The sequence below is a fragment of the Halomonas getboli genome (assembly GCF_023094245.1).
Classification (GTDB): Bacteria; Pseudomonadota; Gammaproteobacteria; order Pseudomonadales; family Halomonadaceae; genus Halomonas; species Halomonas getboli.
Map to the genome: position 1 here is coordinate 168,072 of NZ_JALMEW010000001.1, position 26,344 is coordinate 194,415.

Consider the following 26,344-nt stretch of genomic DNA (forward strand, 5'->3'; position numbering starts at 1 on the left):
TTTTTGCCAAGGATGGCAAAAGTTAGCGCCCAGGGATGGGTTCACAGTGCCTCGCGGAGGCTTGCCGCCGGAGCAGCGAGTCGCGTCCCGACGCCTCGAGACCCGATGAGTCAAGAAACAAGAAGGGATACGACACCATGTACGGCGACTTTCAGCGGCATCTGCGCGACGAGCTCGCGGCCATCGAGCAGGCGGGCCTGACCAAGTACGAACGCGAGCTGGCGACCCCCCAGGGCGCCCACGTGGGCGTGGCGAACGACGGCGAGGTGCTGAACCTCTGCGCCAACAACTATCTGGGGCTCGCCCAGCACCCCGAGGTCCAGGCGGCCGCCAGGCAGGGGCTGGACGAGTGGGGCTATGGCCTGGCCTCGGTGCGCTTCATCTGCGGCACCCAGACCCTGCACAAGACCCTCGAGGCGAAGCTCAGCGAGTTCCTGGGCACCGAGGACACCATCCTCTATCCGTCCTGCTTCGACGCCAACGGCGGGCTGTTCGAGACCCTGCTGGGCCCCGAGGACGCGGTGATCTCCGACGAGCTCAACCACGCCAGCATCATCGACGGCGTGCGGCTGTGCAAGGCGAGCCGCTATCGCTACCGCAACAGCGACATGGCCGATCTCGAGGCTCAGCTCCAGGCCGCCGATGCCGCCGGGGCGCGTTTCAAGCTGATCACCACCGATGGCGTGTTCTCGATGGACGGCTACATCGCGAAACTCGATGAGATCTGCGATCTGGCCGAGCGCTACGGAGCTCTGGTGCACGTCGACGACTGCCATGCCACCGGCTTTCTGGGGGAGGGCGGCCGCGGCAGCCACGAGTATCGCGGCTGCCTGGGCCGGATCGATATCCTCACCGGCACCCTGGGCAAGGCCCTGGGCGGGGCCAGCGGCGGCTATACCAGCGCCCGGCGCGAAATCGTCGAACTGCTGCGCCAGCGCTCGCGGCCCTACCTGTTTTCCAACACCGTGGCGCCCCCGGTGGTGGCCGGCGCGCTCAAGGCGCTGGAGCTGGCCGGCGAGTCCCGCGAGCTGCGCGACCGGCTGCGCGACAACACCGCCTACTTCCGCCGTGGGCTCGAGGATCGGGGCTTCGAGCTGCTGCCGGGCGAGCACCCCATCGTGCCGGTGATGCTGCATGACGCGGCCCTGGCGGCGCGCTTCGCCGATGAGATGCTGAAGGAGGGCATCTATGTGATCGCCTTCTCCTATCCGGTGGTGCCCAAGGGCCGCGCGCGCATTCGCACCCAGGTCTCGGCGGCGCTGACCCGTGAGGACCTGGACGCTGCCCTGGCCGCCTTCGGGCGGGTCAAGGCACGCCTGGAAGATGCCGCCCCGGAGAGCTGATTGCCCTCACCTCGCTGCGCCTCCCGAGAGCGGGAGGCGCCTTGCCTGCCTGGCCGGCGTTCCCTCGTCGGCCTTTTCTCCGGCGGCGCTTGCCGCCGATCCTCGCGTCCGTGAAAATCGACGCGCTGCCCATTTTTCGAAGCACAACAAGGTGTTGGCCATCATGCCCGCCTCGGGGCGGCATCGTTTCATGCGATTTCGGGTATTTTCAACGCCCTGGCATGCCGGAGCAGAGCCGGGACCGTCGTCGTCGCCGTCTTTGGTTAGGCGCTCTTTTCTTGACGAAATTGCATTCATGGTTTTTTAAAATTCTGATTTATAGATATTTTTTCCAATAGTTTAAAATGTCGTTGTTGAATACTTGACATCTATGTGGCGTCAGGTGGCAGACTGTTAGCCAGAATCTTGCCCGGCCGGCGACATGCCAGGGCAATATCATGGTAAAAGTATTCAACAACAATAACAGGATGCAACGTATGCACAGTTCCGTCTCCGACGGCCCGGCCTCGTGGTATCGCGCCTCGGTCGCCGTCGAGCTCGAGTCCTGTCGGCCGCTGCAAGGCGAGACGCGCGCGGATGTGTGCGTGATCGGCGGCGGGGTAACCGGCTGCTCGACCGCCCTGCACCTGGCAGAACGCGGCTATTCGGTGGTGCTGCTCGAGGCCGGTGATATCGGTCACGGCGCGTCCGGCCGCAGCGGCGGGCAGATCCTGCCGGGGCTGGGAACCGATATCACCACCGTCCAGCAGGCGCTCGGGCTCCCCCGGGCGCGCGAGGTGTGGGAAATGAGCCGCGAGGCGGTGCGCCTCACCGCCGAGCTGGTCGAGCGCCATGCCATTCCCTGCGAGCTGGCCTGGGGCTATCTGCACGCGGCCGTCAAGCCGCGCCACGTCAAGGAGCTCGAGGCGTTCCGCGAGCAGATGTCCCGCGACTACGACTATGACGCGCTCGAGTGGCTGGAAGGCGATGCCCTGCGCGAGCACGTGGTCACCGAGGCCTATCCGGCCGCCCTCTACGATCGCGAAGGCGGCCACCTTCATCCCCTCAACTACACCCTGGGTCTGGCTCGGGCGGCCCAGCGAGCCGGCGTGAGCCTGCATCCTCGCAGTGCCGCCCTCGAGGTCCAGCGCGGCCGGCCGGCGACCGTCGTGACCGAGCAGGGACGCGTGACCGCGGACTTCGTGGTGCTGGCGACCAATGCTTACCAGGCTGGCCTGATCCCGGAGCTGTCCGGCCGCATCATGCGCGCCGCCAACTACATGATCGCCACCGCACCGATGAGCGAAGACCAGGCGGCGCAGGTGCTGCCGAAGAACGATGCCCTGTCCGACGCCAACTTCGTGCTCGACTACTACCGCCTCAGCGCCGACCGCCGCCTGATCTACGGCGGCGAGGTCAGCTACGACGGCCGCGAGCCGCCGCGCCTGAAGGAGCGCATGGACGCCAAGATCGCCCGGCTTTTCCCGGTGCTCAAGGGCGTGCCGATCGAGTATCGCTGGGGCGGCGATGTGGCGATCACGCTCAATCGGGCCCCCGATTTCGGCCGCCTGGGCGACAATCTCTATTATGCCCAGGGCTATTCCGGGCACGGCATGGCCCTGGCGGGGCTGGCCGGCAAGCTGATGGCCGAAGCGATCAGCGGCCAGAGCGAGCGCTTCGACGTCTTTTCGGCCATGCCGCACCGCCAGTTTCCCGGCGGCCGCGCTCTGCGCAAGCCGCTGCTGGTGCTGGCGACCAACTTCTACAAACTGCGCGACCGGCTCTGAGAGGCCGCCGACAAGCGAGAGGGTATCCCCATGAGCGAGACCATGACGGCGGAGATTGCCGACCATCCGGGCATTCGCCCGGTCGCCGACGAGCAGGACCGTGCGAGCCGCAAGGCATCCTCGATCGAGATGCAGGGGCTGCACAAGCGCTTCGGGCGCGACACCGTGGCCCTGGACGGGGTCGATCTGGACATCCGGGCCGGCGAGTTCTTCACCCTGCTGGGGCCGTCCGGCTGCGGCAAGACCACGCTGCTACGCATCCTCGCCGGCCTCGAGGAGCCGGATGACGGGACACTGGTGGTGGGCGGCAAGAACGTCACCGAGGTGCCGCCCCATCAGCGCAGCGTCAACACCGTCTTCCAGTCCTATGCGCTGTTCCCGCATCTCTCGGTACGCGACAACCTGGCCTTCGGGCTGAAGATGCGCGGCCTGCCCGCCGCCGAACGCAACGCCAAGGTCGACGAGATCGCCGAGTTCATCAAGCTGGGCGACCTGGTCGAGCGACGCGTCGATCAGCTCTCCGGCGGCCAGCGCCAGCGCATCGCCCTGGCGCGGGCGCTGGTCTGCGAGCCCGACGTGCTGCTGCTCGACGAGCCGCTGTCGGCGCTGGATGCCGGACTGCGCAGCCAGCTGCAGGTGGAGCTGCTGCGGGTGCAGAAGCGTCTCGGCATGACCTTCGTGTTCGTGACCCACGATCAGGACGAGGCGATGGTGATGTCCGACCGCATCGCCGTGCTCAACGGCGGCAACATCCAGCAGGTGGGGGCGCCGCGGGAGGTCTACGAGCGCCCGCTGAACGCCTTCGTGGCGCGTTTCATGGGCCATGACAACCTGTATCCGATCAGCGCCCGCCAGGGGGATCGGCTGACCACGTCGCTGGGCGAGCTGACCGCCGAGGACGCCGGCGCCGGCGACCTGCTGCTGATCCGTCCCGAGACGCTGGACCTGCTGCCCGGCGAGGTCGCGGGCGACAACCACCTGACGGCGACGGTGGGCGAGCGGCTCTATCGCGGCAGCCATGCGGAGTTCCGCCTGGAGATCGGCGATACCACCCTGCAGGCCACGGTCAACAACCGCGGCCGTCACCTGCCCGAGGTGGGCGAGACGGTGACGGTGGTGGTAGCGCCGGAAGACCTGGTCACCCTGAGCGAGTAAGGAGGCGGACATGTCCTATTCCGGCGTAATGCCCAGTGCCCGCAGCCGGGCCATGGTTCGCGAGACCCGTCACCTGCTGTTCACGGTGACGCCGGGGGCGTTCTGGATCTTCATCTTCCTGGTGCTGCCCAGCGCCTATCTGATGGGCGTGGCCTTCATGACCAACGGGCCCTACGGCCTGCCGCAGATGCCGCTGTCGCTGGACTCCTTCGAGCGCCTGGCCGGCTTCGGCTTCCTCGGCTGGAGTCCGGGCAATCTCTATACCCTGCTGCGCTCGCTGTGGCAGACCCTGGTCTCCACCGCCCTGGTCGTGGTGGTGGCCTATCCCATCGCCTACTACATCACCACCTGCCGCGAGAAGTGGCGCCCGCTGCTGCTGCTGGCGGTGGTGGTGCCGTCCTGGACCAACCAGGTGATCCGCACCTTCGGCTGGATGAACCTGCTGGCCCCGGGCACGCCGCTGTCCGGGCTGGCCGAGAGCCTGGGACTGGTGGCACCCAACATGGGGCTCTATCCCTCCAACTTCGCGGTCACCCTGGGGCTGGTCTACAACTTCCTGCCGTTCATGGTGCTGCCGCTCTACGGTGCCTTCGAGAAGCTCGATACCGCCCAGGTGGAGGCCGCCCAGGACCTCTATGCCAGCCCGATGCGCGCCTTCTGGCATGCGGTGTTCCCGCAGACCCTGCCGGGGCTGCTGGCGGGCATCGTGCTGGTGGCGATCCCGGCCTTCGGCATGTATGTCATTCCCGAGCTGCTCGGCGGCGGCAAGGGCATGATGCTCGGCAACCTGGTGGCCAACCAGTTCGCCGGCGCCTCCAACTGGCCGCTGGGCGCGGCCGGCGCGATCCTGATGCTGCTGGCCACGTTTCTCGGGCTCTACGTGATGCGGCGCCTCGGCAAGCGTCTGGGCGGCGGTGAGGAGGTGGTGATATGAGAAAGCGGACCCTGCATCGTGGCCTGACCGCCTTCTGGTGGCTGACCCTGACCTTCCTCTACCTGCCGCTGGCGGTGGTGGTGCTGTACTCCTTCAATTCGGCCAACAGCTCGGCCAACTTCGTGAGCTTCTCGCTGCGCTGGTATCACCGGCTGTTGGGCAACGAGGCGATCCTTTCGGCCTTCGGCAACAGCCTGGTGCTGGCCATCAGCTCCTCGCTGATCGCGCTGGTGGTCGGCTGCGTGTTCGGCTACGGCATGTACCGGCATCGCCACCGCAAGCTGGGCTGGCTGATCGTGCTGATCTACCTGCCGATCGTGCTGCCCGACATCGTGTTCGGCATTTCGGAGATGGCCTTCTTCGTGCAGATCCACGAGTGGACCGGGCTGCTGCAGCCGGGGCTCGGCACCATGATCATCGCCCACGTGACCTTCCAGATCCCGTTCGTGGCGCTGATCGTCTATTCGCGCTTCGTGGGCCTGGATCCGACGCTGTTCGAGGCCGCCAAGGACCTCTACGCGACCCCGGTCAAGCGGGTGGTGCACTTCATGCTGCCGACCATCAAGCCGGCGTTGATATCCGCCTTCTTCCTGTCGTTTACGCTGTCGGTGGATGACTTCGTCATCAGCTTCTTCACCGCCGGCCCGGAGAGCGCGACCCTGCCGATCTACATATGGGGCGCGATCAAGAAGGGGGTCTCGCCGGAGATCAATGCCATCGCCGCGCTGATGATCGCCGCCGTTGCCCTGGCCGCCATCCTGAGTCTGGCATTCAGTCGCCGTCGGCCGACCTGAGCCGGCACCATCACCTAGGGAACGAAGGAGAGCCATCAATGAAATTCAACAAGATCGCCATGGCCCTGTCGCTGGGCGGGCTCGCCCTTGCCGGGCACGCCCAGGCCGAGGAGGGCAAGCTCTATCTCTTCAACTGGACCGAGTACATGGACCCGGCCATCATCCAGGCCTTCGAGGACAAGTACGACGTCGAGGTGGTGCAGAACTACTTCAACTCGCTGCCGGAGATGTTCGCCAAGCTCAACGCCGGCGGCGTCTCGCAGTACGACATCATCGTGCCGTCCAACTACTATGTGCCACGGCTGATCAAGACCGGCCTGGTCCAGGAGCTCGACAAGTCGAAGCTGCCCAATCTCGACAATGTCATGGCGCAGTTCCAGGACCCGGCCTACGATCCCGGCGGCCGCTACAGCGCGCCCTACCAGTGGGGCACCACCGGCATCATCTACAACACCGAGACCTTCCCCGACGCGCCCAAGAGCTGGTCGCTGCTGTTCGATCCCGAGGTCAACCCGAGCCATCCCTTCGCCCTGATGGGTGACGGCCAGGTCAGCATGGGCAGCGCCTGCGCCTACCTCGGCAAGGGCTATGACTGCACCGACATGGACGACTGGCGCGAGGCCGCGCAGCTGCTGATCCAGACCAAGAATCGCGACACCTTCAGCGGCTTCTCCGATGGCACCCCGGCGCTGCAGCAGCTGTCCCGGGGCGTGATCCACGCCGGCCTGTCCTACAACGGCGACTATTTCTACTACAAGAGCGAGAACCCGGAGGCCTTCGAGAGCCTCGACTTCATGATCCCCGACGAGGGCGCCGAGATGTGGGTCGACGCCATGATGATCCCGGCCGAGGCGCCGAATCCGGACCTGGCGTACAAGTTCATCAACTTCATCCTCGATGCCGAGATCGGCGCCCAGCTGTCCAACTACAACTACTACGCGAGCCCCAACGCCGCGGCCGAGCCCTATCTCGACGAGGTGCTGACCCAGCCGCCGATCATGCCCTCCGACGACGACATGCAACGGCTGAGGTTCACCCCGAGCCTCGAGGGCGATCAGCTGCAGACCTTCCAGCAGCTGTGGTCCGAGGTCAAGGCGCGGTGAGACGACGGGCCCCGGCCGGGCGGCCGGGGCCCCTGCTCCAGAGCAAGGAAACCCCATGAGTAACCGCCAGGAAAATCCCAATTTCAACGACTGGTTCCAGACCCGCGGCATCACCGAGGTCGAATGTCTGGTCTCCGATCTCACCGGTATCCTCAAGGGCAAGATCATGCCCGCCGGCAAGTATCTGGGCGGCGGCCGCCCGCGTCTGCCGGACTCGATCTTCATCCAGACCGTCACCGGCGGCTATCCCGACGACGAGGACAGCCACTTCTGGAATCCCGCCGAGCGGGACATGGAGCTGGTGCCCGACCCCAATGCCATCTTCATGGTGCCCTGGGCCGACGATCCGACGGCTCAGATCATCCACGACTGCTACTACCTGACCGGCGAGCCGGTGGAGCTCTCGCCTCGCCACGTGCTCAAGCGGGTGCTGTCGCTCTACGAGGCCCGCGGCTGGCAGCCGGTGGTGGCCCCCGAGGTCGAGTTCTTTCTGGTCAAGACCAACACCGACTCCGACTATCCGCTGGAGCCGCCGGTGGGCCGCAACGGCCGCCAGGAGAGCAGCCGTCAGTCGTTCTCCATCGATGCGGTCAACGAGTTCGACCCGCTGTTCGAGGAGATGTACGACTACTGCGATGCCATGGACCTCGACCTGGACACCCTGATCCACGAGGAGGGGGCCGGGCAGATGGAGGTCAACTTCCAGCACGGCGACCCGCTGCGGCTGGCCGATCAGGTGGTGATGTTCAAGCGCACCCTGCGCGAGACCGCGCTGCGCCACGGCATGTACGCGACCTTCATGGCCAAGCCGATGGCCAACGAGCCTGGCAGCTCGATGCACCTGCACCAGAGCCTGGTGGACGCCGAAGGCCACAACCTGTTCGCCGACGACGACGGCCGGCCCAGCCGCCTGTTCCAGCAGTTCATCGGCGGGCTGCAGCGCTACCTGCCGGCGGCAATGCCGCTGCTGGCGCCCAACGTCAACTCCTATCGCCGGCTGATGCGCACCGAGACCAGCGGCTCGGCGCCGATCAACGTCGAGTGGGGCACCGACAACCGCACCGTCGGCCTGCGTGTACCGGTGTCGTCGCCCGAGGCGACCCGCGTCGAGAACCGCCTGGCCGGGGCCGACGCCAATCCCTATCTGGTGATGGCGGCATCGCTGGCCTGCGGCTATCTTGGCATGCTGGGCCAGCTCGAGCCCCGCCCCGCCGTGGTGGGCTCGGCCTGGTCCGGCGGCCACAAGCTGCCCGACGACATCGGCCCGGCGCTGGACCTGCTGCACGACTGCTCGCCGCTGGCCGAGATTCTCGGTGAACGCTTCACCCACAGCTATCTGGCGGTCAAGCGCGCCGAGCACCGGGAATACTTCCAGGTGATCAGCTCCTGGGAGCGCGAGCATCTGCTGCTGCGCGTCTAGGCGTTCCGACAACAAGGGCGACGCATGCTCGCCCGACCCCATGGCAAGGAGGCGATTCATGAGGCACCCCATCCTGGTCGGCGTCGCCGGCCTCGGTCTGCTGGCGGCCAGCACGCTGGCCGACGCCGAAGAGGGCAAGCTGCGCCTGTTCAACTGGACGGACTACATGGCCCCCTCGATCATCGAGGGGTTCGAGGCCGAGACCGGCATCGAGGTCGTCCAGAACTACTACAACTCGAATGCCGAGCTGCTATCGAAGCTGACCGCCGGTGGCGATGCCCAGTATGACCTGGTCGTGCCCTCCGACTACTTCGTGCCCCGGCTCATCGATGCCGGCCTCATCCAGCCGCTGACCCCGGAGGGGGAGACGCTGACGGGGCGCGACAACATCCTGGAGGAATTTCGTACCCCGTCCTACGATCCCGAGGGGCGCTATACCGTGCCGTATCAGTGGGGCGTGACGGGCGTGGTCTACAACACCGAGACCTTCCCCGACCCCGAACCCAGCTGGTCGCTGCTGTATGACCCCGAGGTCAATGACGCCTATCCCTTTGCCCTGCTCAAGGGCGATGCCCAGTTCACCTTCGGCACCCTCTGCGCCTTTCAGGGCGCGGGCTTCGACTGCGTGGGCGAAGCGCCTTGGGTAAAGGCGGCGGGCGGCCTGATCGAGACCCGCCGTCGGGACAACTTCGTCGGCTTCGTCGATGCGACGGCGGCCATCGAACAGGTGGCCTCGGGCGTGATCCATGCCGGCGTGGCCTACAACGGCGATGTCGCGGCCAAGCGTGCGGCGGACCCCGAGATCTATGGCCATCTCGGCTTCTTCGTGCCTGAGGAAGGCTCCCAGCGCTGGGTGGACGTCATGGCCGTGCCGGCGCATGCGCCCAATCCGCAGGCGGCCAGAGCCTTCATCGAGTATCTGCTGCGCCCCGAGGTGGCCGCTCGCCTGTCGAACCACAACTTCTACACCACGCCCAACGAGGCGGCGTTGCCCCTGGTGGATCCCGCCCTGCGCGAGCCGCCGGTGATGCCCGCGGCCGACACGCGACAGCACCTGTTCTTCACGCCCTCGGTGAGCGGCGATCAGCTGCAGCTGCTGCAGCAGCTTTGGAGCGAGGCCCGCAGTCGCTGAGCTCGCGTCATCGGTGCTGCTCCTCGTGGTTGTTCTGGGGCGCCGGCCATGCCGGCGCCCCTTTTGCGTTTCCAGGAGGGGTGTGGTGGCAATAAAAGCATGTCTCGACTATTGGAATTGTGCCCGATTGCGCCGTATGATGGGGTCCATGTGTTGAATAAAATAACCACTCTGGAGGCCCCATGAGCGTCTCGAACGAAACCGAACACGTCGGATCCTGGTACGCGGCCACGGCCAATGCCGCCCCCGAGCGGCCCGCCCTGGAAGGCGAGGTCAGCTGCGACGTCTGCGTGGTGGGGGCCGGCTTCAGCGGTATCTCCGCGGCCCTGCATCTGGCCGAGAAAGGCCTCAAGGTGAGGGTGCTGGAGGCGGCGCGGGTGGGCTTCGGGGCCTCCGGGCGCAACGGCGGCCAGATCGTCAACAGCTACAGCCGCGACATGGACGTCATCGAGGACAAGTACGGCGCCGGCACGGCGCGCGCGCTGGGCGACATGGCCTTCGAGGGCAATCGCATCATCCGCGAGCGGATCGCGCGCTACGGCATCGACTGCGACCTGCGCGAGGGCAACCTGTTCGCCGCCTGCAATGCCAAGCAGATGAAGGGGCTGGTGGAGCACAAGGCGCTGTGGGAGCGCTATGGCAACCGCGAGCTGGAGCTGCTGGAGGGGCGCGAGGTCAAGCGCGAGGTGGGCACCGAGCGCTACGTGGGCGCGCTGGTCGACCACTCCGGCGGGCATATCCATCCGCTCAACCTGGTGCTGGGCCAGGCCGCGGCGATCGAGTCGCTGGGCGGCGTGATCCATGAACAGACGCCGGTCACCCACATCGAGCACGGCTCGCCGGTGGTGCTGTCCACGCCCCGCGGCACGGTCCGCGCCGAGCGGGTGGTGATGGCGGGCAATGCCTACCACCAGGGCATCATGCCGGCGCTGGAGGGCAAGTCCATGCCCTGCGGCACCCAGATCATCACCACCGAGCCGCTGGCCGAGGATCGCGCCCGGGCACTGCTGCCCAACAACCTGGCCGTCGAGGACTGCAACTATCTGCTCGACTATTTCCGGCTGACCGCCGATAACCGGCTGATCTACGGCGGCGGCGTCAACTACGGCGGCCAGGATCCGGCCGACATCGAGGCGGTGATCCGGCCCAAGATGCTCAAGACCTTTCCGGGCCTCTCGGACGTGCGCGTCGACTACGCCTGGAGCGGCACCTTCCTGATGACGCTCAACCGCCTGCCGCAGTTCGGCGTGATCAACGACAACGTCTACTACGCCCAGGGCTATTCCGGCCACGGCGTGACCTGCACCCACCTGGCCGGCCGGCTGATCGCCGAGGCCATGACCGGGCGCGAGGAGCGCTTCGACGCCTTCGCCGGCCTGCCGCACCTGCCGTTCCCGGGCGGACGCATGCTGCGCGTGCCGCTCTCGGCCATGGGCGCCTGGTACTACGAGACCCGGGACCGCCTGGGGATCTGAGCCTGGGGGCGAGCCCGGCCAGCCGGGACTCGCGCCGATGTCGCCGTTGGCCGACAGCGGCGCAGCAAGTGTGAAACCTCGTCGTCAGGCCTGGAGCGGCGGGCGGGCGCGGTCGATACTGTCGTCATCCGCGCGGGGCAGGAGGCCTCGCCGACCATCGCAGCCGCTGGAGCGCATTCCCCGGATTCCAGCGAAGGGCGCCCCAGGCGCCCGACGAGAGGTAGATGACATGAGCAAGTCGATCGTGGTGGGTAGCGTCCTGGCGGTGCTGGGACTCGGTGGCATGGCCTTCGGCGCCTGGCAGGTCCAGGAAAGCCGCCAGCCGCAGTTCGCGGACATTACCGGCGTGGAGACCCTGACCCGCACGGTGGAGACGCCGCGCCAGGTGTGCGAGGACGTGGTGGTGCAGCGCCAGGCGCCGACCCGCGATCCGCACAGCGTGGTCGGCACCGCGGCCGGCGCCATCGTCGGCGGGCTGCTGGGCAATCAGGTCGGCGGCGGCAGCGGCAAGAAGATCGCCACCGTGGCCGGCGCCATCGGCGGCGGCTTCGCCGGTCGCGAGGTTCAGCAGCGGGTGGAGGCCGGCCAGACCGTCTCCACCACCGAGCAGCGCTGCCACACCGTCACCGATTCGCATCAGGAGACCACCGGCTACGAGGTCAGCTGGCGCTATGACGGCCAGTCCCACACCAGCCGACTGGACCAGCGCCCCCAGGGCGAGACGGTGCGCGTCGTGAACGGCGAGCCGCAGTGGGGCGAGCCCCGCAGCCAGGGCTGATTCGCCCGTGAGGTCTGTCGCCTGCAGGCGCCAAGGCCAAGGCAGGAAACAGAAGGGCCGCCCCATTGGGGCGGCCCTTCTGCGTTGTGCCTGCTCCACGGAGCGGCGTGATCGGTGTCAGCCGGCCTTGGGCGTCTGGCGCTCGGCCAGCTGCGCCACGGCCTGGCGAGCCACCGGCTCCAGGCCGCCTGCATCGGGCTCGTCGAGGCAGGCGACGATGCGCTGCTTCATGGCCCTGGCCCAGAACTTCTCCAGATGGCTGCAGACACCTTCCACGGCCTCGGCCTCGCTGCGGCCGCCGCTCAGGTTGGTGGCGATCTGGTTGACCATATGCACCAGGGTCTCGTCTCGATCGTGGGACATGGGTTACTCCTCGGCCAGGGTCCCCGGCGCCACGGCGGCGGGGCGATGATAGATCAGATGGCGGCCGGGCCGGGCGAAGCCGACCAGCATCAGCCCGGCCTTGCGGGCCTGTTCCACCGCCAGCGAGGTGGCCGCCGAGACGGCCACCAGGGCGCCGATGCCGGCGCTGGCGCTCTTGTGCACCATCTCGTAGCTGGCGCGGCTCGAGACCAGCGCGAAGCCGCCTTCGCTCGGGCCGCCCTGGCGGGCCAGGGCGCCGATCAGCTTGTCGAGGGCGTTGTGACGCCCCACGTCCTCGCGTGCCAGGCGAATGCGGCCGTCGGCGTCGCACCAGGCGGCGGCGTGGGTGGCCCCGGTGGCCGCCTGTAGCCGCTGGTGCTCGGCAAGGGCGCCGAGGGCGTGCTGGATAGCATCGTCGCTCAGTGCCGGTGCCCGGACCCGCGGGATCGGGCGGATCGCCTGATCTAGCGCCTCAGTGCCGCACAGGCCGCAGCCGGTGCGCCCGGCCAGGCTGCGGCGGCGTTGCTTGAGCTCCGCCAGCCGCTGACTGGCGATGGTCAGCTGCACCGTCAGCCCGTCGGACGCCTCCAGCACCTCCAGGTCGTAGCACTCGTGGGGATGCGCGAGGATACCCTCGGTGAGGCTGAAGCCCAGCGCGAACTCCTCGAGGTCGGCGGGGCTGGCCATCATCACCGCGTGGGAGATGCCGTTGTAGACCAGCGCCACCGGCACCTCCAGGGCCAGGGCATCCTCGGCCTCGTCGCCGGCCTGGCCCGACGCGTCGCGATACACCTCGACGCGCCGGTGCATCAGCGGCAGCGGCGTGTCTGCCTCTCGTGTCATGAAGCGGCCTCCCGGGCCGTGGCCAGGTATTCACGCTGCCGGCGATCGTCCTCGTCGAAGCGGCGCTGCCACTGCGACGGCTGGCTGACCTTCTCGACCTGCACCGCGGTCACCTTGTACTCGGGGCAGTTGGTCGCCCAGTCGGAGCTGTCGGTGGTGATCACGTTGGCGCCGCTGCCCGGGTGGTGGAAGGTGGTGTAGACCACGCCCGGCTGCATGCGCTCGCTGAGCCGCGCCCGCAGCACCGTCTGGCCGGAGCGGCTGGAGACGCCCAGCCAGTCGCCGTCCTGGATGCCGCGCACCTCGGCGTCGGAGGGATGCACCTCGATCACGTCCTCGTCGTGCCACACCTGGTTGTCGGTGCGCCGGGTCTGGGCGCCGACGTTGTACTGCGACAGGATGCGCCCGGTGGTCAGCAGCAGCGGGAAGCGGCGGCTGGCGCGCTCCTCGGTGGCCACGTACTCGGTGATCGCGAAGCGGCCACGGCCGATCGGGAAGTCCACCTCGTGCATGGTCGGAGTACCGTTGGGATGCTCGGCATTGCACGGCCACTGCAGGCTGCCGTGCTCGTCGAGCTTGTCATAGCTGACCCCGGCGAAGGTCGGCGTGAGTCGCGCGATCTCGTCCATGATCTCGGACGGATGCGTGTACGCCATCGGGTAGCCCAGTGCCCGGGCCAGGTCGACGGTGACTTCCCAGTCGGCCTTGCCGGCCAGCGGCGGCATCACCTTGCGCACGCGGTTGATGCGGCGCTCGGCGTTGGTGAAGGTGCCGTCCTTCTCCAGGAAGCTCGAGCCCGGCAGCAGCACGTGGGCGAACTTGGCGGTCTCGTTGAGGAAGATGTCCTGGACGATCAGGCAGTCCAGCGAGCGCAGCGCGGCTTCGACGTGCTGGGTGTCGGGATCCGACTGGGCGATGTCCTCGCCCTGCACGTAGAGCGCCTTGAAGCTGCCTTCGATGGCGGCGTCGAACATGTTGGGGATGCGCAGGCCCGGCTCGTCGTCGAGCCTGACGCCCCAGGCAGCCTCGAAGCGACCGCGGGCATCGGCGTCTGCGACGTGCTGGTAGCCCGGCAGCTCATGGGGGAAGGAGCCCATGTCGCAGGAGCCCTGCACGTTGTTCTGGCCGCGCAGCGGGTTCACGCCCACGCCCTCGCGGCCGATGTTGCCGGTGGCCATGGCCAGGTTGGCGATGCCCATCACCATGGTCGAGCCCTGGCTGTGCTCGGTGACGCCCAGGCCGTAGTAGATGGCACCGTTGCCGGCGGTGGCGTAGGTGCGGGCGGCACGGCGCACGGCCTCGGCCGGCACGCCGGTGACCGACTCGGTGGCCTCCGGGGAATGACGCTCCTCACTGATGAAGTCTCGCCAGGCGCGATACGCCTCGGTGTCGCAGCGGCCGGCGATGAAGTCGTGGTCCTCGAGCCCCTCGTTGACCACCACGTGGGCCAGGGCGTTGACCAGCGCCACGTTGGTGCCCGGGCGCAGCGGCAGGTGCTGGGCGTCGGCCAGGTGCGGCGTCTTGAGCAGGTCGATGCGACGCGGGTCGGCGACGATCAGCGAGGCGCCCTGGCGCAGGCGCTTGCGCATCAGCGAGCCGAACACCGGGTGGGCGTCGGTGGGGTTGGCGCCGATCACGATGATGGCGTCGGCTTCCATCACCGAGTCGAAGGTCTGGGTGCCGGCGGACTCGCCCAGGGTGGTCTTCAGGCCGTAGCCGGTGGGCGAGTGACAGACCCGGGCGCAGGTATCGGTGTTGTTGTTGCCGAAGGCCGCGCGGATCAGCTTCTGCACCAGGTAGGTTTCCTCGTTGGTGCAGCGCGAGGAGGTGATGCCGCCGATGCTCTCGCGACCGTGCTCGTCCTGGATCGCGGTCAGGCGCTTGGCGGCGAAGGCGATCGCCTCGTCCCATTCGACCGGGCGCCAGGGCTGGTCGATGGCATCGCGGATCATCGGCGTGGTGATGCGGTCCGGATGGGTCGCGTAGCCAAAGGCGAAGCGGCCCTTGACGCAGGAGTGGCCGTGGTTCGCGTCGCCGCCCTTCCAGGGCACCATGCGCACCAGCTGATCGCCCTTCATCTGGGCTTCGAAGGAACAGCCGACGCCGCAGTAGGCGCAGGTGGTGACCACGCTGTGCTCGGGCTGGCCGGCGTCGATGACGCTCTTCTCCATCAGCGTCGAGGTCGGGCAGGCCTGGACACAGGCGCCGCAGGACACGCACTCGGAGTCCATGAAGGCCTCGTCCTGGCCGGCGGCGACGGTCGAATCGAAGCCTCTGCCGTCGATGGTCAGCGCGAAGGTGCCCTGCACCTCCTCGCAGGCCCGCACGCAGCGCGAGCAGACGATGCACTTGCTCGGGTCGAAGCTGAAGTAGGGGTTGGAGTGGTCGGTCTCGGCGGCCAAGTGGTTCTCGCCCTCGAAGCCGTAGCGCACCTCGCGCAGGCCCACCGCGCCGGCCATGTCCTGCAGCTCGCAGTCGCCGTTGGCCGGACAGGTCAGGCAGTCCAGCGGGTGGTCGGAGATGTAGAGCTCCATGATGTTGCGGCGCAGCCGGGCCAGACGGTCGTTCTGGGTGGTGACCTTCATGCCCTCGGCGACCGGGGTGGTGCAGGCCGCCGGCGTGCCGCGCCGGCCCTCGACCTGGACGGCGCACAGCCGGCAGGAGCCGAAGGCTTCCAGGCTGTCGGTGGCGCACAGCTTGGGAATGTTGATATCGGCCAGGGCCGCGGCGCGCAGTACCGAGGTGCCCTCGGGCACGGTGATCTCGACGCCGTCGATCTCGACGCTCACCGGCGCCGCGTCGGCGGCCGGTGCCGGAGTCCCCAGGTCCTTGGCCAGCGCCTTGTCGTGCTGGCTGGGGTCGAAGTGCTGAATCATGAGCGGTCTCCTTCCGGCGCGCGCTGGAAGTCGTCGGGGAAGTGTTTCAGGGCGCTCTGCACCGGGAAGGGCGTCATGCCGCCCATGGCGCACAGCGAACCGTCTTCCATGGTCTCGCAGAGCTCGCCGAGGAGCTCGAGGTTGGCGTCGCGATCACGGCCGGCTCGGATGCGGTCGATGACCTCCACGCCGCGGGTCGAGCCGATGCGGCAGGGGGTGCACTTGCCGCAGGACTCTTCCTTGCAGAATTCCATCGAGAAGCGGGCCTGCTCGGCCATGTCGACGCTGTCGTCGAACATCACCACGCCGCCGTGGCCGACGCCCGCGCCGACCTCGGCGAAGGTCTCGTAGTCCAGCGGCATGTCCCACTGGCTCTCGGGCAGGTAGGCGCACAGCGGGCCGCCGACCTGGACCGCGCGCAGCGGACGGCCGCTGGCGGTGCCGCCGCCGAAGTCTTCCATCAGGGTGCGCAGGGTGGTGCCGAAGGCCAGCTCGATCAGGCCGCCGCGCTTGACGTTGCCGGCCAGCTGCAGCGCCAGGGTGCCGCGGGAGCGGCCCATGCCGTGGTCGGCGTAGGCCTGGGCGCCCTCGGCGAGAATGAAGGGCACGGCGGCCAGCGACAGCACGTTGTTGACCACGGTGGGGCGGCCGAACAGGCCCTCGATGGCCGGCAGCGGCGGCTTGAAGCGCACCAGGCCGCGCTTGCCTTCGAGGCTCTCCAGCAGCGAGGTCTCCTCGCCGCAGATGTAGGCGCCGGCGCCCAGGCGCACTTCCAGATGGAAGACGCGGCCGCTGCCCTGGATATCGTCGCCCAGATAGCCGGCGGCCTCGGCGCGCGCGATGGCGTCGTCGAGGATTTGCTTGGCCAGCGGGTACTCGGAGCGCAGGTAGATGTAGCCCTGGGTGGCGTTCACGGCGAGGCCGGCGATGGCCATGCCCTCGATCAGCACGTAGGGGTCGCACTCCATCACCAGGCGGTCGGCGAAGGTGCCGGAGTCGCCTTCGTCGGCGTTGCAGACGATGTACTTCTGGTCCGCCGGGGCGTCGAGCACGGTCTGCCACTTGATGCCGGTGGGGAAGGCCGCGCCGCCGCGGCCGCGCAGGCCGGAGGCCTTGACCTCCTCGACGATGTCCTGGGGCTCGAGCGCCAGTGCGGCCTCGAGGCCGCGGAAGCCGTCGTGGGCCTTGTAGTCCTCGACCGACAGTGGATCGGTCACGCCGATGCGGGCGAAGGTCAGGCGCTGCTGGCGGGCGAGATAGGGGATCGCCTCGGTCGGCCCCTTAGCCAGCGCGTGGCCGTCGCGGCCCTCGAGCAGGCCCTCGTCGAGCAGCGACGGCACGTCGGCGGGCGTCACCGGGCCATAGGCGACGCGGCCGGCCGGCGTCTCGACCTCGACCAGCGGCTCGAGCCAGGCCAGGCCGCGGGAGCCGTTGCGCACCACGGTCAGCGCGAGGCCGCGCTGTTCGGCCTCGCGCTCCAGGCGCGTGGCGACGGCGTCGGCGCCCAGCGAGAGGGCGGTGGTATCACGGGGAACGAAGACGCGGACGCTCATCCGAGCACCTCCAGCGGCTGGGTGCGGAGTTCATCGACCAGGGCATCGAAGGCGTCGGGAGAGACCCGGCCGAGGATCTGATCATCGATGCGGACCGAGGGGCCGCAGGCGCAGTTGCCCAGGCAGTAGACGGCCTCGAGGGTGATCTCGCGGTCGGCGGTGGTCTGATGGTAGTCGACGCCGAGGGTGGCCTGGGCATGGGCCTCCAGGGCGCGGGCACCGCGGGCCTGACAGGCCTCGGCGCGGCACACCTGAACCACGTGGCGGCCCGGCGGCGCGGTGCGGAAATGGTGGTAGAAGCTGATCACCCCGTGCACCTCGGCGCGGGTGAGGCCCAGCGATTCGGCGATGATCGGCACCGCGCCTTCGGGCACGTGGCCGAAGCGGTCCTGAAGGGCGTGCAGGATCGGCAGTAGGGCGCCGGGCTTGTGCTTCAGGGCGTCGATCTCGGCCTGGACCGCCTGGGGCGTCCACTCTCGGGAATCGTTCATCGAATCCCCCCGGTTGTTGTTGGCTGGCATCTTATAGGCACGACTGTTCATATTCATCGGGGCGCGTGCATCACGGTCGCAGTAACGCTAGCATCGGTGTTTCGGCGGCAAAATATGAAACTTGCTTCACATGAAACGAATCCGCATCACGCCGGCCTGGCACTTCAGCGATGAGGCCGGCAATCAGCTCGATCCCAAGCTGTTCGCGCTGCTCGAGGCGGTGCATCGCCACGGCAAGCTGACCCGGGCCGCCGAGGACGTCGGCGTCTCCTATCGCCATGCCTGGAACCTGCTCAACAAGTGGGGCGAGTTCTTCGGCATCGGCCTGGTCGATCTCGAGCGCGGCCGGGGAGCACGGCTGTCGGCCCTGGGCGAGAAGCTGCTGTGGGCCGAACAGCGTGTGATCGCCCGGCTGGGGCCGCAGCTGGAGAGCCTGGGCTCGGAGCTCAACCTGGCGATCCAGCAGACCCTGGAGGGCGTCAAGCCGGTGCTGCGGCTCTACGCCACCCATGGCTACGCCATCGAGCGGCTGCCGACCTATCTCGATGAGCTGCGCCTCGATCTCCAATATTGTAGTTCCCGTGAGGCCCTCTCGGCGCTGCACCGTGGCGCCTGCGACCTGGCCGGTTTCCACCTGCCCCACGGCGAGGTCGGCCGTCGCGTGAGCCGGGGGTATCGTGACCTGCTCAAGCCGCGCAGCTATCGAGTCATCCGTTTCATCACTCGGCGGCAGGGACTGATGGTGGCGGCAGGCAATCCGCTGGGTATCGAGGGGCTGAGTGATCTGGCCACGGGCGAGGCCCGTTTCATCAATCGCCAGGCCGGCTCGGGGACCCGGGCGCTGCTGGATGGCCTGCTGGCCGAGGCCGGGCTGTCGAGGCGGCGCCTGCGCGGCTATGCACTGGAGGAGTACACCCATTCGGCGGTGGCGGCCTACGTCGCCGCCGGCATGGCGGACGCCGGCTTCGGCGTCGAGGCGGCGGCGCGGCGCTTCGGGCTCGAGTTCGTGCCGCTGGCGCGGGAGGACTACCTGCTGGTGTGCCATCGCCGCAGCCTGGCCGAGCCCAAGCTCGAGGCGCTGCGTCGGGTGCTGGCCAGCGAGGCCTTCCGGTCGGAGGTGGCCGCGCTGCCGGGCTATGCGCCGGATCGCTGCGGCGAGGTGGAGGGCGTGGAGGCCCTGTGGCCGGAATGACACTTGGCGCGGCGCCGAGAGGCGCCGCGCCGGGGGGGAGGTCACGCAGAGGCGAGACTCAGGTCATGGCGAAGCCCAGTGCCAGGAAGCCGGCGGCGGTGACCAGGGCGCCGATCAGCGCGTAGGGGAACTGGGTCAGGCCGTGCTGCATCGGCAGGCAGCCGCTGCCCTGGGAGGACAGCACCGAGGAGTCGGAGAAGAAGCAGGCGTGGCTGCCGAAGCTCGAGGCCGAGAGCAGGGCGCCGACCATCAGCGGCATCGGCGCGCCCATGTGCTGGGCCATCGGCACCACGATCGGGATCGAGATCACGAACACGCCCCAGGACGAGCCGGTAGCGAACACCACCACGGCCATGGAGACGAACACCAGGGCGGGCAGCAGTGCCGGCGTCAGATAGGGGGCCAGGGCGTCGATCATGAATTGGGTCATGCCGAGCTGATCGTTGACCTCGCGCAGCACGAAGCCCACCGCGACGATGGCCAGCGGCAGCATCATGGTGCGGAAGCCGTCCATGATGCCGTCCATCAGGCTGGCGAAGGTGGCCAGACGCTGGACGAGGTAGAGCACCAGGGTGAACAGGGTGGCGACCATCACGCCCTTGAGCAGGTCGATCTCGAAGTAGGCGCTGGCGCCGATCAGCACCGCCATGGGCGCCAGGAAGTTGAACACGCCGCGCCAGGGCGACTGGCTCGGCGCCGCCGTGTCCAGCGGCTCGTCCGGGGCGCCGTCGGGGATCGGCTGGCCGGCCCGGGCGCGGGCCTCGGCGGCCTTCATCGGGCCGATATCGGGCAGCTTGCCGGTGGCCACCAGCACCACCAGCCCCATGGCGACCCAGCCGTAGAGCATGAACGGGATCGAGGCGATATAGAGGCCCATGCCGGGGCCCTCGGTGGCGCCGTTGGTCTCCAGCAGTTCGGCGAAATACACCGCCCAGGTGGAGACGGGCACCAGGATGCAGATCGGCGCCGCGGTGGAGTCGACGATGTAGGCCAGCTTCTCGCGCGAGACGCCGAAGCGATCGGTGAGGCGCTTCATGGCCGCGGAGGTGGCCAGGGCGTTGAGGTAGTCGTCGATGAAGATCAGCACGCCCAGCAGCGCGGTGCTGAGCAGCGACTGGCGGCGGGTCTTGACCAGCTTGGTCATGAAGTGGCTGAAGCTCAGGGTGCAGCCGGACTTCTCGAGCATGGCGATGAAGCCGCCCATCAGGCCGCAGACCAGGATCAGCCAGCCGATGGTCTCGTTGGTCATCACCGATAGCGAGATGTCGGCCAGCTCGCCGACGAAGTCTTGCGGCTGAAGCATGATCAGGCCCGACAGGGCGCCGATGGCCAGCGCCTCGAGGGTGCGATGGGTGGCGATGGCGACGACCAGCACGATCAGCGATGGCACCAGGCTGGCCCAGCCGTAGTCGTTGCCGGGGTCGTGGGTCAGCGTCAGGCCGGCGACCGTGCCCAGCACGGCGAGCACCAGCAGCAGGGTGCGGCCGCTGCCGTCGCGGGCGGGCAGCGAGGGCGAGAAGGGATGTGGCGAGGGCTGGGAAGCGCTCATGACGACCTCCATCTTGTGGTGTTGTGAGGTTCGGGCCGCGTCGGGCCCGGGGTCGTTGTCATCGTGGGTGGCGCGACGGGCATCGCGTCCCGGCGGAAGGCCGAATCGTCCGCGGTAGAGGTGTGCGTGGGCGGCGTCGGCGTGGCTCAGACGTGGCGCAGGTACCAGTCGTATTCCAGCTTGCTGACCGCCTGCATGGCCTGGTCGCGTTCGGCGCGGCGGTTGGCGAGGAAGACGCGCAGGAATTCCGGGCCCAGGGCCTCGGTGAGCGCGTCGCTTTCCTCGAGCAGATCCAGCGCCTGGCTCCAGCTGTTGGTCAGGCTGGGCGCAACCTGGTCGTAGGCGTTGCCGGTGATGGCCGGCGGCGGGGTCAGTCGCTGCTGCAGGCCGTGGTCGATGGCGGCCAGCAGCGTCGCCACCAGCAGGTAGGGATTGACGTCGGCGCCGGCGACACGATGCTCGAGGCGCCGCGCGGCGTTGGGGCCGGAGGGGATGCGCACGGCCACCGAGCGGTTGTCGAAGCCCCAGGTCGGCGCCATGGGCACGTAGAGCCCCGGCTGGAAGCGGCGGAAGGAGTTGAGGTTGGGCGCGAACAGCGCCATGGAAGCCGGCATCATCGCCAGCAGCCCCGCGACCGCCTGCTTGAGCGCCGGGGTGCCGAGCGGGTCGCCGTCCTCGGCAGCGAAGACGTTGCGTCCGTCGTCGTCGAGCAGGCTGATGTGCACATGGGTGCCGTTGCCGGCCTCCTGGCCGTAGGGCTTGGCCATGAAGGTGGCCTCGAAGCCGTGCTGCAGGGCGACGCCCTTGATCAAGCGCTTGAGCAGCACCGCGCTGTCGCAGGCCGCCAGGGCGTCGTCGCAGTGGATCAGGTTGATCTCGAACTGACCCGGGGCGCATTCCTTGAGCGCGGTATCCAGCGGCAGGGCCTGGGCCTCGGCCGCGGCGTGCACGTCCTCGAGGAAGTCCGCGTATTCGTCGAGCTCGCTGATCGAGTAGAGCTGGCTGTGGCTGGCGCGCTCGCCGGTGGCCGGCGAGCAGGGCGGCTGGATCATGCCCAGCTCGTTGCGGGCGCGATCCACCAGGTAGAACTCCATTTCCACCGCCACCACCGGGGTGAGGCCGCTGCCGCGCAGTCGGCCGAGCACGCCGGCGAGCAGCTGGCGCGGATCGACGGGATAGGGGCCGCCGTGACCGTCTTCCATGGTCATCAGCACCTGGGCCTGGCGGCCGTCGCGCAGCCAGGGCGTGGACATCAGGGTGCCCGGCACGGGGCGGCAGACACGGTCGCCGTCGCCGGTTTCCAGGCCCAGCCCGGTGGCTTCCACGGTATTGCCGAGGATGTCCAGGGCGAACACCGAGGCCGGCAGGTTGATGCCGTGCTCGAAGGCCTTTTCCAGATTGCCGCGGGGGATGCGCTTGCCGCGCATCACGCCGTTGAGGTCGCTGATCAGCAGGTCGATGCTGGCGATGTCGGGGTGACGGGCCAGGAAATCACGGGCTTCGTCGACGGGGTGAGAGGGCATGATGACACCTGTTTCCTTCGGACGTTGGCATGGTCGTCATCATTGGTGGTGTTAGTGTTTGTTGTCAAATCTTTTACGAATTTGTCGGGATGGGATGTGGCAGATGATGGCAATTTCATGGGGTAAAAATATTTAAAATCAATAATTTATTGTTGTTTTTTCGGATGGATTCCTTGGTATGGGTTGGCAAGATTAATCAACCGAGATATGTTGAGCAAACCATAACAACTTTCTGTCATGTCGTTTCGAGGAGGCTGCCATGCAGAGCCGACCCCTGGTGGGGGTGATCGCCTGTCGCCGCGAGGTGGAGGGGCATCCCGCCCACATGGTCACCGACAAGTACCTGAGCGCCCTGCGGGAGTACGGCCTCGAGCCGGTCGTCCTGCCGGTGTGGGAGGATCTCGACGCGGCCGGGGTGACACCGCTGCTGGCGCGCCTGGACGGCCTGGTGCTGACCGGCAGCTACACCAACGTCGAGCCGGCCCGCTACGGCGCCGAGCGGGCTCCCGAGAACACGCGCGACGATCGCCACCGCGATGCTGCCGCCATGGCCTGGGTACCGGCGGCACTGGATCTTGGCCTGCCGCTGCTGGGCATCTGCCGTGGCTTCCAGGAGCTCAATGTGGCCTTTGGCGGCAGCCTCCACCAGGCGGTGCAGAGCGTGCCCGGCATGTTTGACCATCGCGAGCCGGCCGGCGACCGGGCGGCGCAGTACGCCCCGGCGCACGAGCTGTCGATCCTGCCCGGCGGGCGCCTGGCGGCGCTGCACCCCGAGACCGTGTCGCGGGTCAATTCCCTGCATCAGCAGGGCGTCGATCGCCTCGGCGAGGGCCTGACCGCCGAGGCCCGGGCGCCGGACGGCCTGGTCGAGGCCATCTCGGTGACCGACGCGCCGGGCTTCACCCTGGCCGTGCAGTGGCATCCCGAATGGCAGCCGCGCGAGCATCCACTCTACGACGCCATCTTCCGCGGTTTCGCCGCGGCCTGCCGCGACCATGCGCGCGTCGGCGCCTCTAACGCGACCCCGGCCTGATCGGCCCGAGCCGACTGGCGTTCTGACAGGAGACTCATCATGCAGACATCGCAATATCAGGCCCGCGACCGCGCGCATCACCTGCATCCGTTCACCGATTTCAAGGCGCTGGGCGAGGAGGGCAGTCGTGTCGTCACCCACGCCGAGGGCGTCTATATCCATGACAGCGAGGGGCATCGCATTCTCGACGGCATGGCGGGGCTGTGGTGCGTGAACCTCGGCTACGGCCGTCGGGAACTGGTCGAGGCGGCGACGTCCCAGCTCGAGCAGCTGCCCTACTACAACACCTTCTTCAAGACGACCCATCCGCCGGCGCTCGGCTTGGCCGAGAAGCTCTGTTCGCTGGCGCCGGCGCACATGAATCACGTCTTCTTCACCGGTTCCGGCTCCGAGGCCAACGACACCGTGCTGCGCATGGTGCGACGCTACTGGGCGCTCAAGGGCCGGCCCGGCAAGCGCTGGATCATCGGTCGCGAGAACGGCTACCACGGTTCCACCGTGGCCGGCATGAGCCTCGGCGGCATGGCGCCCATGCACGAGCAGGGTGGGCCCTGCGTGCCCGAGATCGCCCACGTCGCGCAGCCCTACTGGTTTGGTGAAGGGCGCGACCTGTCGCCGGAGGCCTTCGGTCGCCACTGCGCCGAGGCGCTGGAAGACAAGATTCTCGAGCTCGGCGAGGAGAACGTCGCCGCCTTCATCGCCGAGCCGGTGCAGGGCGCCGGCGGCGCCATCATGCCGCCGGACAGCTACTGGCCGGCGGTCAAGGCCGTGCTGGCGAAGTACGATATCCTGCTGGTCGCCGACGAGGTGATCTGCGGCTTCGGCCGTCTCGGCGAGTGGTTCGGCAGCCAGCACTTCGGCCTCGAGCCGGACCTGATGCCGATCGCCAAGGGGCTGTCCTCGGGCTATCTGCCGATCGGCGGCGTGCTGGTCGGCGACCGGGTGGCCGATACCCTGATCGACGAGGGCGGCGAGTTCTTCCACGGCTTCACCTACTCGGGACATCCCGCCTGTGCCGCCGTGGCGCTCAGGAACCTGGAGCTGCTCGAGGCCGAAGGCGTGGTGGAACGCGTGCGCGATGACGTCGGGCCCTACCTGGCCCGGCGCTGGGCCACGCTTGCCGAGCATCCCATCGTCGGCGAGGCGCGCTCGCTGGGCCTGATGGGCGCCCTGGAGCTGGTCGCCGACAAGGTCGCCGGCACCCGCTTCGACAAGTCGCTGGCCGCCGGCAACCTGTGCCGTGACCTGTGCTTCGAGGCCGGGCTGGTGATGCGCTCGGTAGGCGATACCATGATCATTTCGCCGCCCCTGGTGATCACCCGCGACGAGATCGACGAGCTGGTGCGCCTGGCGCGCCAGGCGCTCGACGAGACGGCTCGCCGCCTGGCCGAGCATGTGGTGACCGACGCCCAACGAGAGGAGATTCGCGCATGAGCGCCGACAATCAACCGACCACCCGCGCCGACTGGCAGGCGCTGGCCGCCTCGCTGGTCGAGCAAGGCCTCGAGACCCGCGCCTACGTCGACGACGCCTTCGTCGACGCCGCCGATGGCGCGACCCTGACCACGATCAATCCGGCCACCGGCGAGACGCTCGCCGAGGTGGCGAGCTGCGACGCCGCCGACGCCGAGGCGGCGGTGGCGGCCGCCCGCCGCGCCTTCGACGCCGGCGAGTGGTCGCGCCTGGCCCCGGCCGGCCGCAAGGCCGTGCTGCTGCGCCTGGCCGAGCTGATGGAGGCCCACCGGCACGAGCTGGCGCTGCTCGACACCCTGGACATGGGCAAGCCCGTTTCCAGCTCGCTGGGCGACATGGCCGGCGCCATCGGCTGCCTGCGCCACCACGCCGAGTCGATCGACAAGCTCTACGGCGAGGTCGCGCCCACCGGCAACGATGCCCTGGGCCTGGTGCTGCGCGAGCCGCTGGGCGTGGTGGCCTCCATCGTGCCGTGGAACTTCCCGCTGATGATGACCGCCTGGAAGATCGCCCCGGCGCTGGCCGCCGGCAACAGCGTGATCTTGAAGCCCTCGGAGAAGTCGCCGCTGTCGGCGCTGCGCCTGGCTAGCCTGGCCCGCGAGGCCGGCCTGCCGCGCGGCGTGTTCCAGGTGCTGCCGGGCTTCGGCCACACCGTGGGCAAGGCGCTGGCGCTGTCGATGGACGTCGACTGCCTGGCCTTCACCGGCTCCACCGGGGTCGGCAAGCAGCTGATGCAGTACGCCGGCCAGTCGAACCTCAAGAAGGTGTTCCTGGAGTGTGGCGGCAAGAGCCCGAACCTGGTGTTCGCCGACTGCAAGGATCTCGACAGGGTCGCCGAGCACGCCGCCGGGGCGATCTTCCACAACCAGGGCGAGGTGTGCATCGCCGGCTCGCGCCTGCTGGTCGAGAATTCGATCCGCGAGGCCTTCGTCGACAAGGTGCTGGCCGCCGCCGAGCGCATGCAGCCCGGCGACCCGCTGGACCCGGACAGTTTCATGGGCGCGATGGTCGATCAGGCCCAGCACGAGCGGGTGCTCGACTATATCCGCCGCGGCGTGGAGGAGGGCGCGACCCTGCGTGCCGGCGGCGAGGCCGCCGCGATCGAGGGCAAGGGGCTGTTTATTCCGCCGACGGTGTTCGACGGCGTCACCGAGGCCATGGCGATCGGCCGCGAGGAGATCTTCGGCCCGGTGCTGTCGGTGTTCGGCTTCGACAGCGAGGACGAGGCGGTGCGGCTGGCCAACGACAGCGACTACGGCCTGGCGGCCGGGCTGTGGAGCCAGGACATCGATCGCATCATGCGCGTCACGCGCAAGCTGCGCTCGGGGCAGGTGTTCGTCAACAACTGGGCGGACATGGACCAGACGGTGCCCTTCGGCGGCGTCAAGCAGTCAGGCAACGGCCGCGACAAGTCGCACCACTCGCTGGAGGAGTATTCCGATCTCAAGAGCGTATGGATGACGCTCGCGACGTGAGGAGCGAGGTGTGAGGAGAAAGGCGTGAGGAGCGAGGAGTAAGGCGCGAGACGTGAACCGAGCCGCTCCCGCG

At 68.3% G+C, this 26,344-nt stretch carries 21 protein-coding genes; 14 read left to right on the forward strand and 7 right to left on the reverse strand.

Annotated features, from left to right (window positions below; all coding sequences use genetic code 11):
* Positions 1-137: 137 nt before the first annotated feature.
* The 10 genes from kbl to MYL53_RS00895 all read left to right on the forward strand — a co-directional run bounded on the left by kbl (position 138) and on the right by MYL53_RS00895 (position 11,900).
* The gene (gene kbl, locus MYL53_RS00850) at positions 138-1,343 is read left to right on the forward strand and encodes a glycine C-acetyltransferase (protein ID WP_247851468.1); all 1,206 of its coding nucleotides are present in this window, start codon (positions 138-140) and stop codon (positions 1,341-1,343) included.
* A gap of 476 nt (positions 1,344-1,819) precedes the next feature.
* A complete protein-coding gene (locus MYL53_RS00855; RefSeq protein WP_247851469.1) occupies positions 1,820-3,109 on the forward strand; it encodes an NAD(P)/FAD-dependent oxidoreductase in 1,290 nt (429 codons plus the stop codon).
* 30 nt (positions 3,110-3,139) lie between these two features.
* The gene (locus tag MYL53_RS00860) at positions 3,140-4,264 is read left to right on the forward strand and encodes an ABC transporter ATP-binding protein (protein ID WP_247851470.1); all 1,125 of its coding nucleotides are present in this window, start codon (positions 3,140-3,142) and stop codon (positions 4,262-4,264) included.
* 10 nt (positions 4,265-4,274) lie between these two features.
* Entirely contained in the window at positions 4,275-5,198 is a 924-nt protein-coding gene (locus MYL53_RS00865; protein ID WP_247851471.1) for an ABC transporter permease, read from the forward strand.
* Positions 5,195-5,992: an ABC transporter permease gene (locus MYL53_RS00870; RefSeq protein ID WP_247851472.1), complete on the forward strand. Its 798-nt coding sequence runs from the start codon at positions 5,195-5,197 to the stop codon at positions 5,990-5,992. The genes MYL53_RS00865 and MYL53_RS00870 overlap by 4 nt, the downstream gene beginning before the upstream one ends.
* Before the next feature lie 38 nt (positions 5,993-6,030).
* Positions 6,031-7,095 (forward strand): ABC transporter substrate-binding protein, encoded by a 1,065-nt coding sequence (locus MYL53_RS00875; RefSeq protein WP_247851473.1) that lies wholly within the window; start codon positions 6,031-6,033, stop codon positions 7,093-7,095.
* A gap of 55 nt (positions 7,096-7,150) precedes the next feature.
* Positions 7,151-8,515 carry a glutamine synthetase family protein gene (locus MYL53_RS00880; RefSeq protein ID WP_247851474.1) on the forward strand — a complete coding sequence of 455 codons (1,365 nt, stop codon included), beginning with the start codon at positions 7,151-7,153 and terminating at the stop codon, positions 8,513-8,515.
* Between the two features lie 58 nt (positions 8,516-8,573).
* Positions 8,574-9,647, forward strand: coding sequence for an ABC transporter substrate-binding protein (locus tag MYL53_RS00885; RefSeq protein ID WP_247851475.1), 1,074 nt, complete (start codon positions 8,574-8,576; stop codon positions 9,645-9,647).
* A gap of 182 nt (positions 9,648-9,829) precedes the next feature.
* The gene (locus MYL53_RS00890; protein WP_247851476.1) at positions 9,830-11,122 is read left to right on the forward strand and encodes an NAD(P)/FAD-dependent oxidoreductase; all 1,293 of its coding nucleotides are present in this window, start codon (positions 9,830-9,832) and stop codon (positions 11,120-11,122) included.
* A gap of 229 nt (positions 11,123-11,351) precedes the next feature.
* Positions 11,352-11,900 (forward strand): glycine zipper 2TM domain-containing protein, encoded by a 549-nt coding sequence (locus MYL53_RS00895; RefSeq protein ID WP_247851477.1) that lies wholly within the window; start codon positions 11,352-11,354, stop codon positions 11,898-11,900.
* Positions 11,901-12,017: 117 nt separating this feature from the next.
* On the opposite strand, the gene MYL53_RS00900 is transcribed toward MYL53_RS00895, so the two are convergent.
* The 5 genes from MYL53_RS00900 to MYL53_RS00920 are packed head-to-tail and all read right to left on the reverse strand — an operon-like array spanning position 12,018 to position 18,026.
* Positions 12,018-12,263, reverse strand: a complete 246-nt coding sequence (locus MYL53_RS00900; RefSeq protein WP_247851478.1) for a formate dehydrogenase subunit delta — start codon at positions 12,261-12,263, stop codon at positions 12,018-12,020.
* Positions 12,264-12,266: 3 nt separating this feature from the next.
* Positions 12,267-13,106, reverse strand: a complete 840-nt coding sequence (gene fdhD / locus MYL53_RS00905) for a formate dehydrogenase accessory sulfurtransferase FdhD (RefSeq protein ID WP_425591726.1) — start codon at positions 13,104-13,106, stop codon at positions 12,267-12,269.
* On the reverse strand, positions 13,103-15,982 hold the full coding sequence (gene fdhF / locus MYL53_RS00910) for a formate dehydrogenase subunit alpha (protein ID WP_247851479.1): 2,880 nt from the start codon (positions 15,980-15,982) through the stop codon (positions 13,103-13,105). The genes fdhD and fdhF overlap by 4 nt, the downstream gene beginning before the upstream one ends.
* The gene (locus tag MYL53_RS00915; RefSeq protein WP_247851480.1) at positions 15,979-17,535 is read right to left on the reverse strand and encodes a formate dehydrogenase beta subunit; all 1,557 of its coding nucleotides are present in this window, start codon (positions 17,533-17,535) and stop codon (positions 15,979-15,981) included. Before MYL53_RS00915 ends, fdhF begins: the two co-directional genes overlap by 4 nt.
* A complete protein-coding gene (locus tag MYL53_RS00920) occupies positions 17,532-18,026 on the reverse strand; it encodes a formate dehydrogenase subunit gamma (protein ID WP_247851481.1) in 495 nt (164 codons plus the stop codon). Before MYL53_RS00920 ends, MYL53_RS00915 begins: the two co-directional genes overlap by 4 nt.
* A 130-nt stretch (positions 18,027-18,156) precedes the next feature.
* On the opposite strand from MYL53_RS00920, the gene MYL53_RS00925 reads away from it, so the two are divergent.
* Positions 18,157-19,218 carry a substrate-binding domain-containing protein gene (locus MYL53_RS00925; protein WP_247851482.1) on the forward strand — a complete coding sequence of 354 codons (1,062 nt, stop codon included), beginning with the start codon at positions 18,157-18,159 and terminating at the stop codon, positions 19,216-19,218.
* 58 nt (positions 19,219-19,276) lie between these two features.
* Here MYL53_RS00925 and MYL53_RS00930 read toward each other — a convergent pair whose 3' ends face one another.
* Together MYL53_RS00930 and MYL53_RS00935 are read right to left on the reverse strand one after the other, a co-directional pair.
* Positions 19,277-20,767 carry a Na+/H+ antiporter NhaC family protein gene (locus MYL53_RS00930; RefSeq protein ID WP_247851483.1) on the reverse strand — a complete coding sequence of 497 codons (1,491 nt, stop codon included), beginning with the start codon at positions 20,765-20,767 and terminating at the stop codon, positions 19,277-19,279.
* A 146-nt stretch (positions 20,768-20,913) separates the two neighbouring features.
* Entirely contained in the window at positions 20,914-22,290 is a 1,377-nt protein-coding gene (locus tag MYL53_RS00935) for a glutamine synthetase family protein (protein WP_247851484.1), read from the reverse strand.
* A gap of 259 nt (positions 22,291-22,549) precedes the next feature.
* Here MYL53_RS00935 and MYL53_RS00940 point away from each other — a divergent pair, with 259 nt between their 5' ends.
* From MYL53_RS00940 to MYL53_RS00950, 3 genes are read left to right on the forward strand one after another with little or no spacing between them, the layout of a single operon-like run.
* Positions 22,550-23,323: a gamma-glutamyl-gamma-aminobutyrate hydrolase family protein gene (locus MYL53_RS00940; protein ID WP_247851485.1), complete on the forward strand. Its 774-nt coding sequence runs from the start codon at positions 22,550-22,552 to the stop codon at positions 23,321-23,323.
* Between the two features lie 39 nt (positions 23,324-23,362).
* Entirely contained in the window at positions 23,363-24,757 is a 1,395-nt protein-coding gene (locus MYL53_RS00945; protein ID WP_247851486.1) for an aspartate aminotransferase family protein, read from the forward strand.
* Positions 24,754-26,271, forward strand: a complete 1,518-nt coding sequence (locus tag MYL53_RS00950) for an aldehyde dehydrogenase (RefSeq protein ID WP_247851487.1) — start codon at positions 24,754-24,756, stop codon at positions 26,269-26,271. The genes MYL53_RS00945 and MYL53_RS00950 overlap by 4 nt, the downstream gene beginning before the upstream one ends.
* Positions 26,272-26,344 lie beyond the last annotated feature (73 nt).

Excerpts from the sequence above, each read along its gene's own strand:
- fdhF (WP_247851479.1), bottom strand. The coding sequence starts at position 15,982 with ATGATTCAGCACTTCGACCCCAGCCAGCACGACAAGGCGCTGGCCAAG.
- MYL53_RS00890 (WP_247851476.1), top strand. The coding sequence starts at position 9,830 with ATGAGCGTCTCGAACGAAACCGAACACGTCGGATCCTGGTACGCGGCC.
- MYL53_RS00865 (WP_247851471.1), top strand. The coding sequence starts at position 4,275 with ATGTCCTATTCCGGCGTAATGCCCAGTGCCCGCAGCCGGGCCATGGTT.
- fdhD (WP_425591726.1), bottom strand. The coding sequence starts at position 13,106 with ATGACACGAGAGGCAGACACGCCGCTGCCGCTGATGCACCGGCGCGTC.
- MYL53_RS00855 (WP_247851469.1), top strand. The coding sequence starts at position 1,820 with ATGCACAGTTCCGTCTCCGACGGCCCGGCCTCGTGGTATCGCGCCTCG.
- MYL53_RS00925 (WP_247851482.1), top strand. The coding sequence starts at position 18,157 with ATGAAACGAATCCGCATCACGCCGGCCTGGCACTTCAGCGATGAGGCC.
- MYL53_RS00885 (WP_247851475.1), top strand. The coding sequence starts at position 8,574 with ATGAGGCACCCCATCCTGGTCGGCGTCGCCGGCCTCGGTCTGCTGGCG.
- MYL53_RS00900 (WP_247851478.1), bottom strand. The coding sequence starts at position 12,263 with ATGTCCCACGATCGAGACGAGACCCTGGTGCATATGGTCAACCAGATC.
- MYL53_RS00875 (WP_247851473.1), top strand. The coding sequence starts at position 6,031 with ATGAAATTCAACAAGATCGCCATGGCCCTGTCGCTGGGCGGGCTCGCC.
- MYL53_RS00860 (WP_247851470.1), top strand. The coding sequence starts at position 3,140 with ATGAGCGAGACCATGACGGCGGAGATTGCCGACCATCCGGGCATTCGC.
- MYL53_RS00915 (WP_247851480.1), bottom strand. The coding sequence starts at position 17,535 with ATGAGCGTCCGCGTCTTCGTTCCCCGTGATACCACCGCCCTCTCGCTG.
- MYL53_RS00880 (WP_247851474.1), top strand. The coding sequence starts at position 7,151 with ATGAGTAACCGCCAGGAAAATCCCAATTTCAACGACTGGTTCCAGACC.
- MYL53_RS00870 (WP_247851472.1), top strand. The coding sequence starts at position 5,195 with ATGAGAAAGCGGACCCTGCATCGTGGCCTGACCGCCTTCTGGTGGCTG.
- MYL53_RS00940 (WP_247851485.1), top strand. The coding sequence starts at position 22,550 with ATGCAGAGCCGACCCCTGGTGGGGGTGATCGCCTGTCGCCGCGAGGTG.
- MYL53_RS00930 (WP_247851483.1), bottom strand. The coding sequence starts at position 20,767 with ATGAGCGCTTCCCAGCCCTCGCCACATCCCTTCTCGCCCTCGCTGCCC.
- MYL53_RS00920 (WP_247851481.1), bottom strand. The coding sequence starts at position 18,026 with ATGAACGATTCCCGAGAGTGGACGCCCCAGGCGGTCCAGGCCGAGATC.
- kbl (WP_247851468.1), top strand. The coding sequence starts at position 138 with ATGTACGGCGACTTTCAGCGGCATCTGCGCGACGAGCTCGCGGCCATC.
- MYL53_RS00935 (WP_247851484.1), bottom strand. The coding sequence starts at position 22,290 with ATGCCCTCTCACCCCGTCGACGAAGCCCGTGATTTCCTGGCCCGTCAC.
- MYL53_RS00950 (WP_247851487.1), top strand. The coding sequence starts at position 24,754 with ATGAGCGCCGACAATCAACCGACCACCCGCGCCGACTGGCAGGCGCTG.
- MYL53_RS00945 (WP_247851486.1), top strand. The coding sequence starts at position 23,363 with ATGCAGACATCGCAATATCAGGCCCGCGACCGCGCGCATCACCTGCAT.
- MYL53_RS00895 (WP_247851477.1), top strand. The coding sequence starts at position 11,352 with ATGAGCAAGTCGATCGTGGTGGGTAGCGTCCTGGCGGTGCTGGGACTC.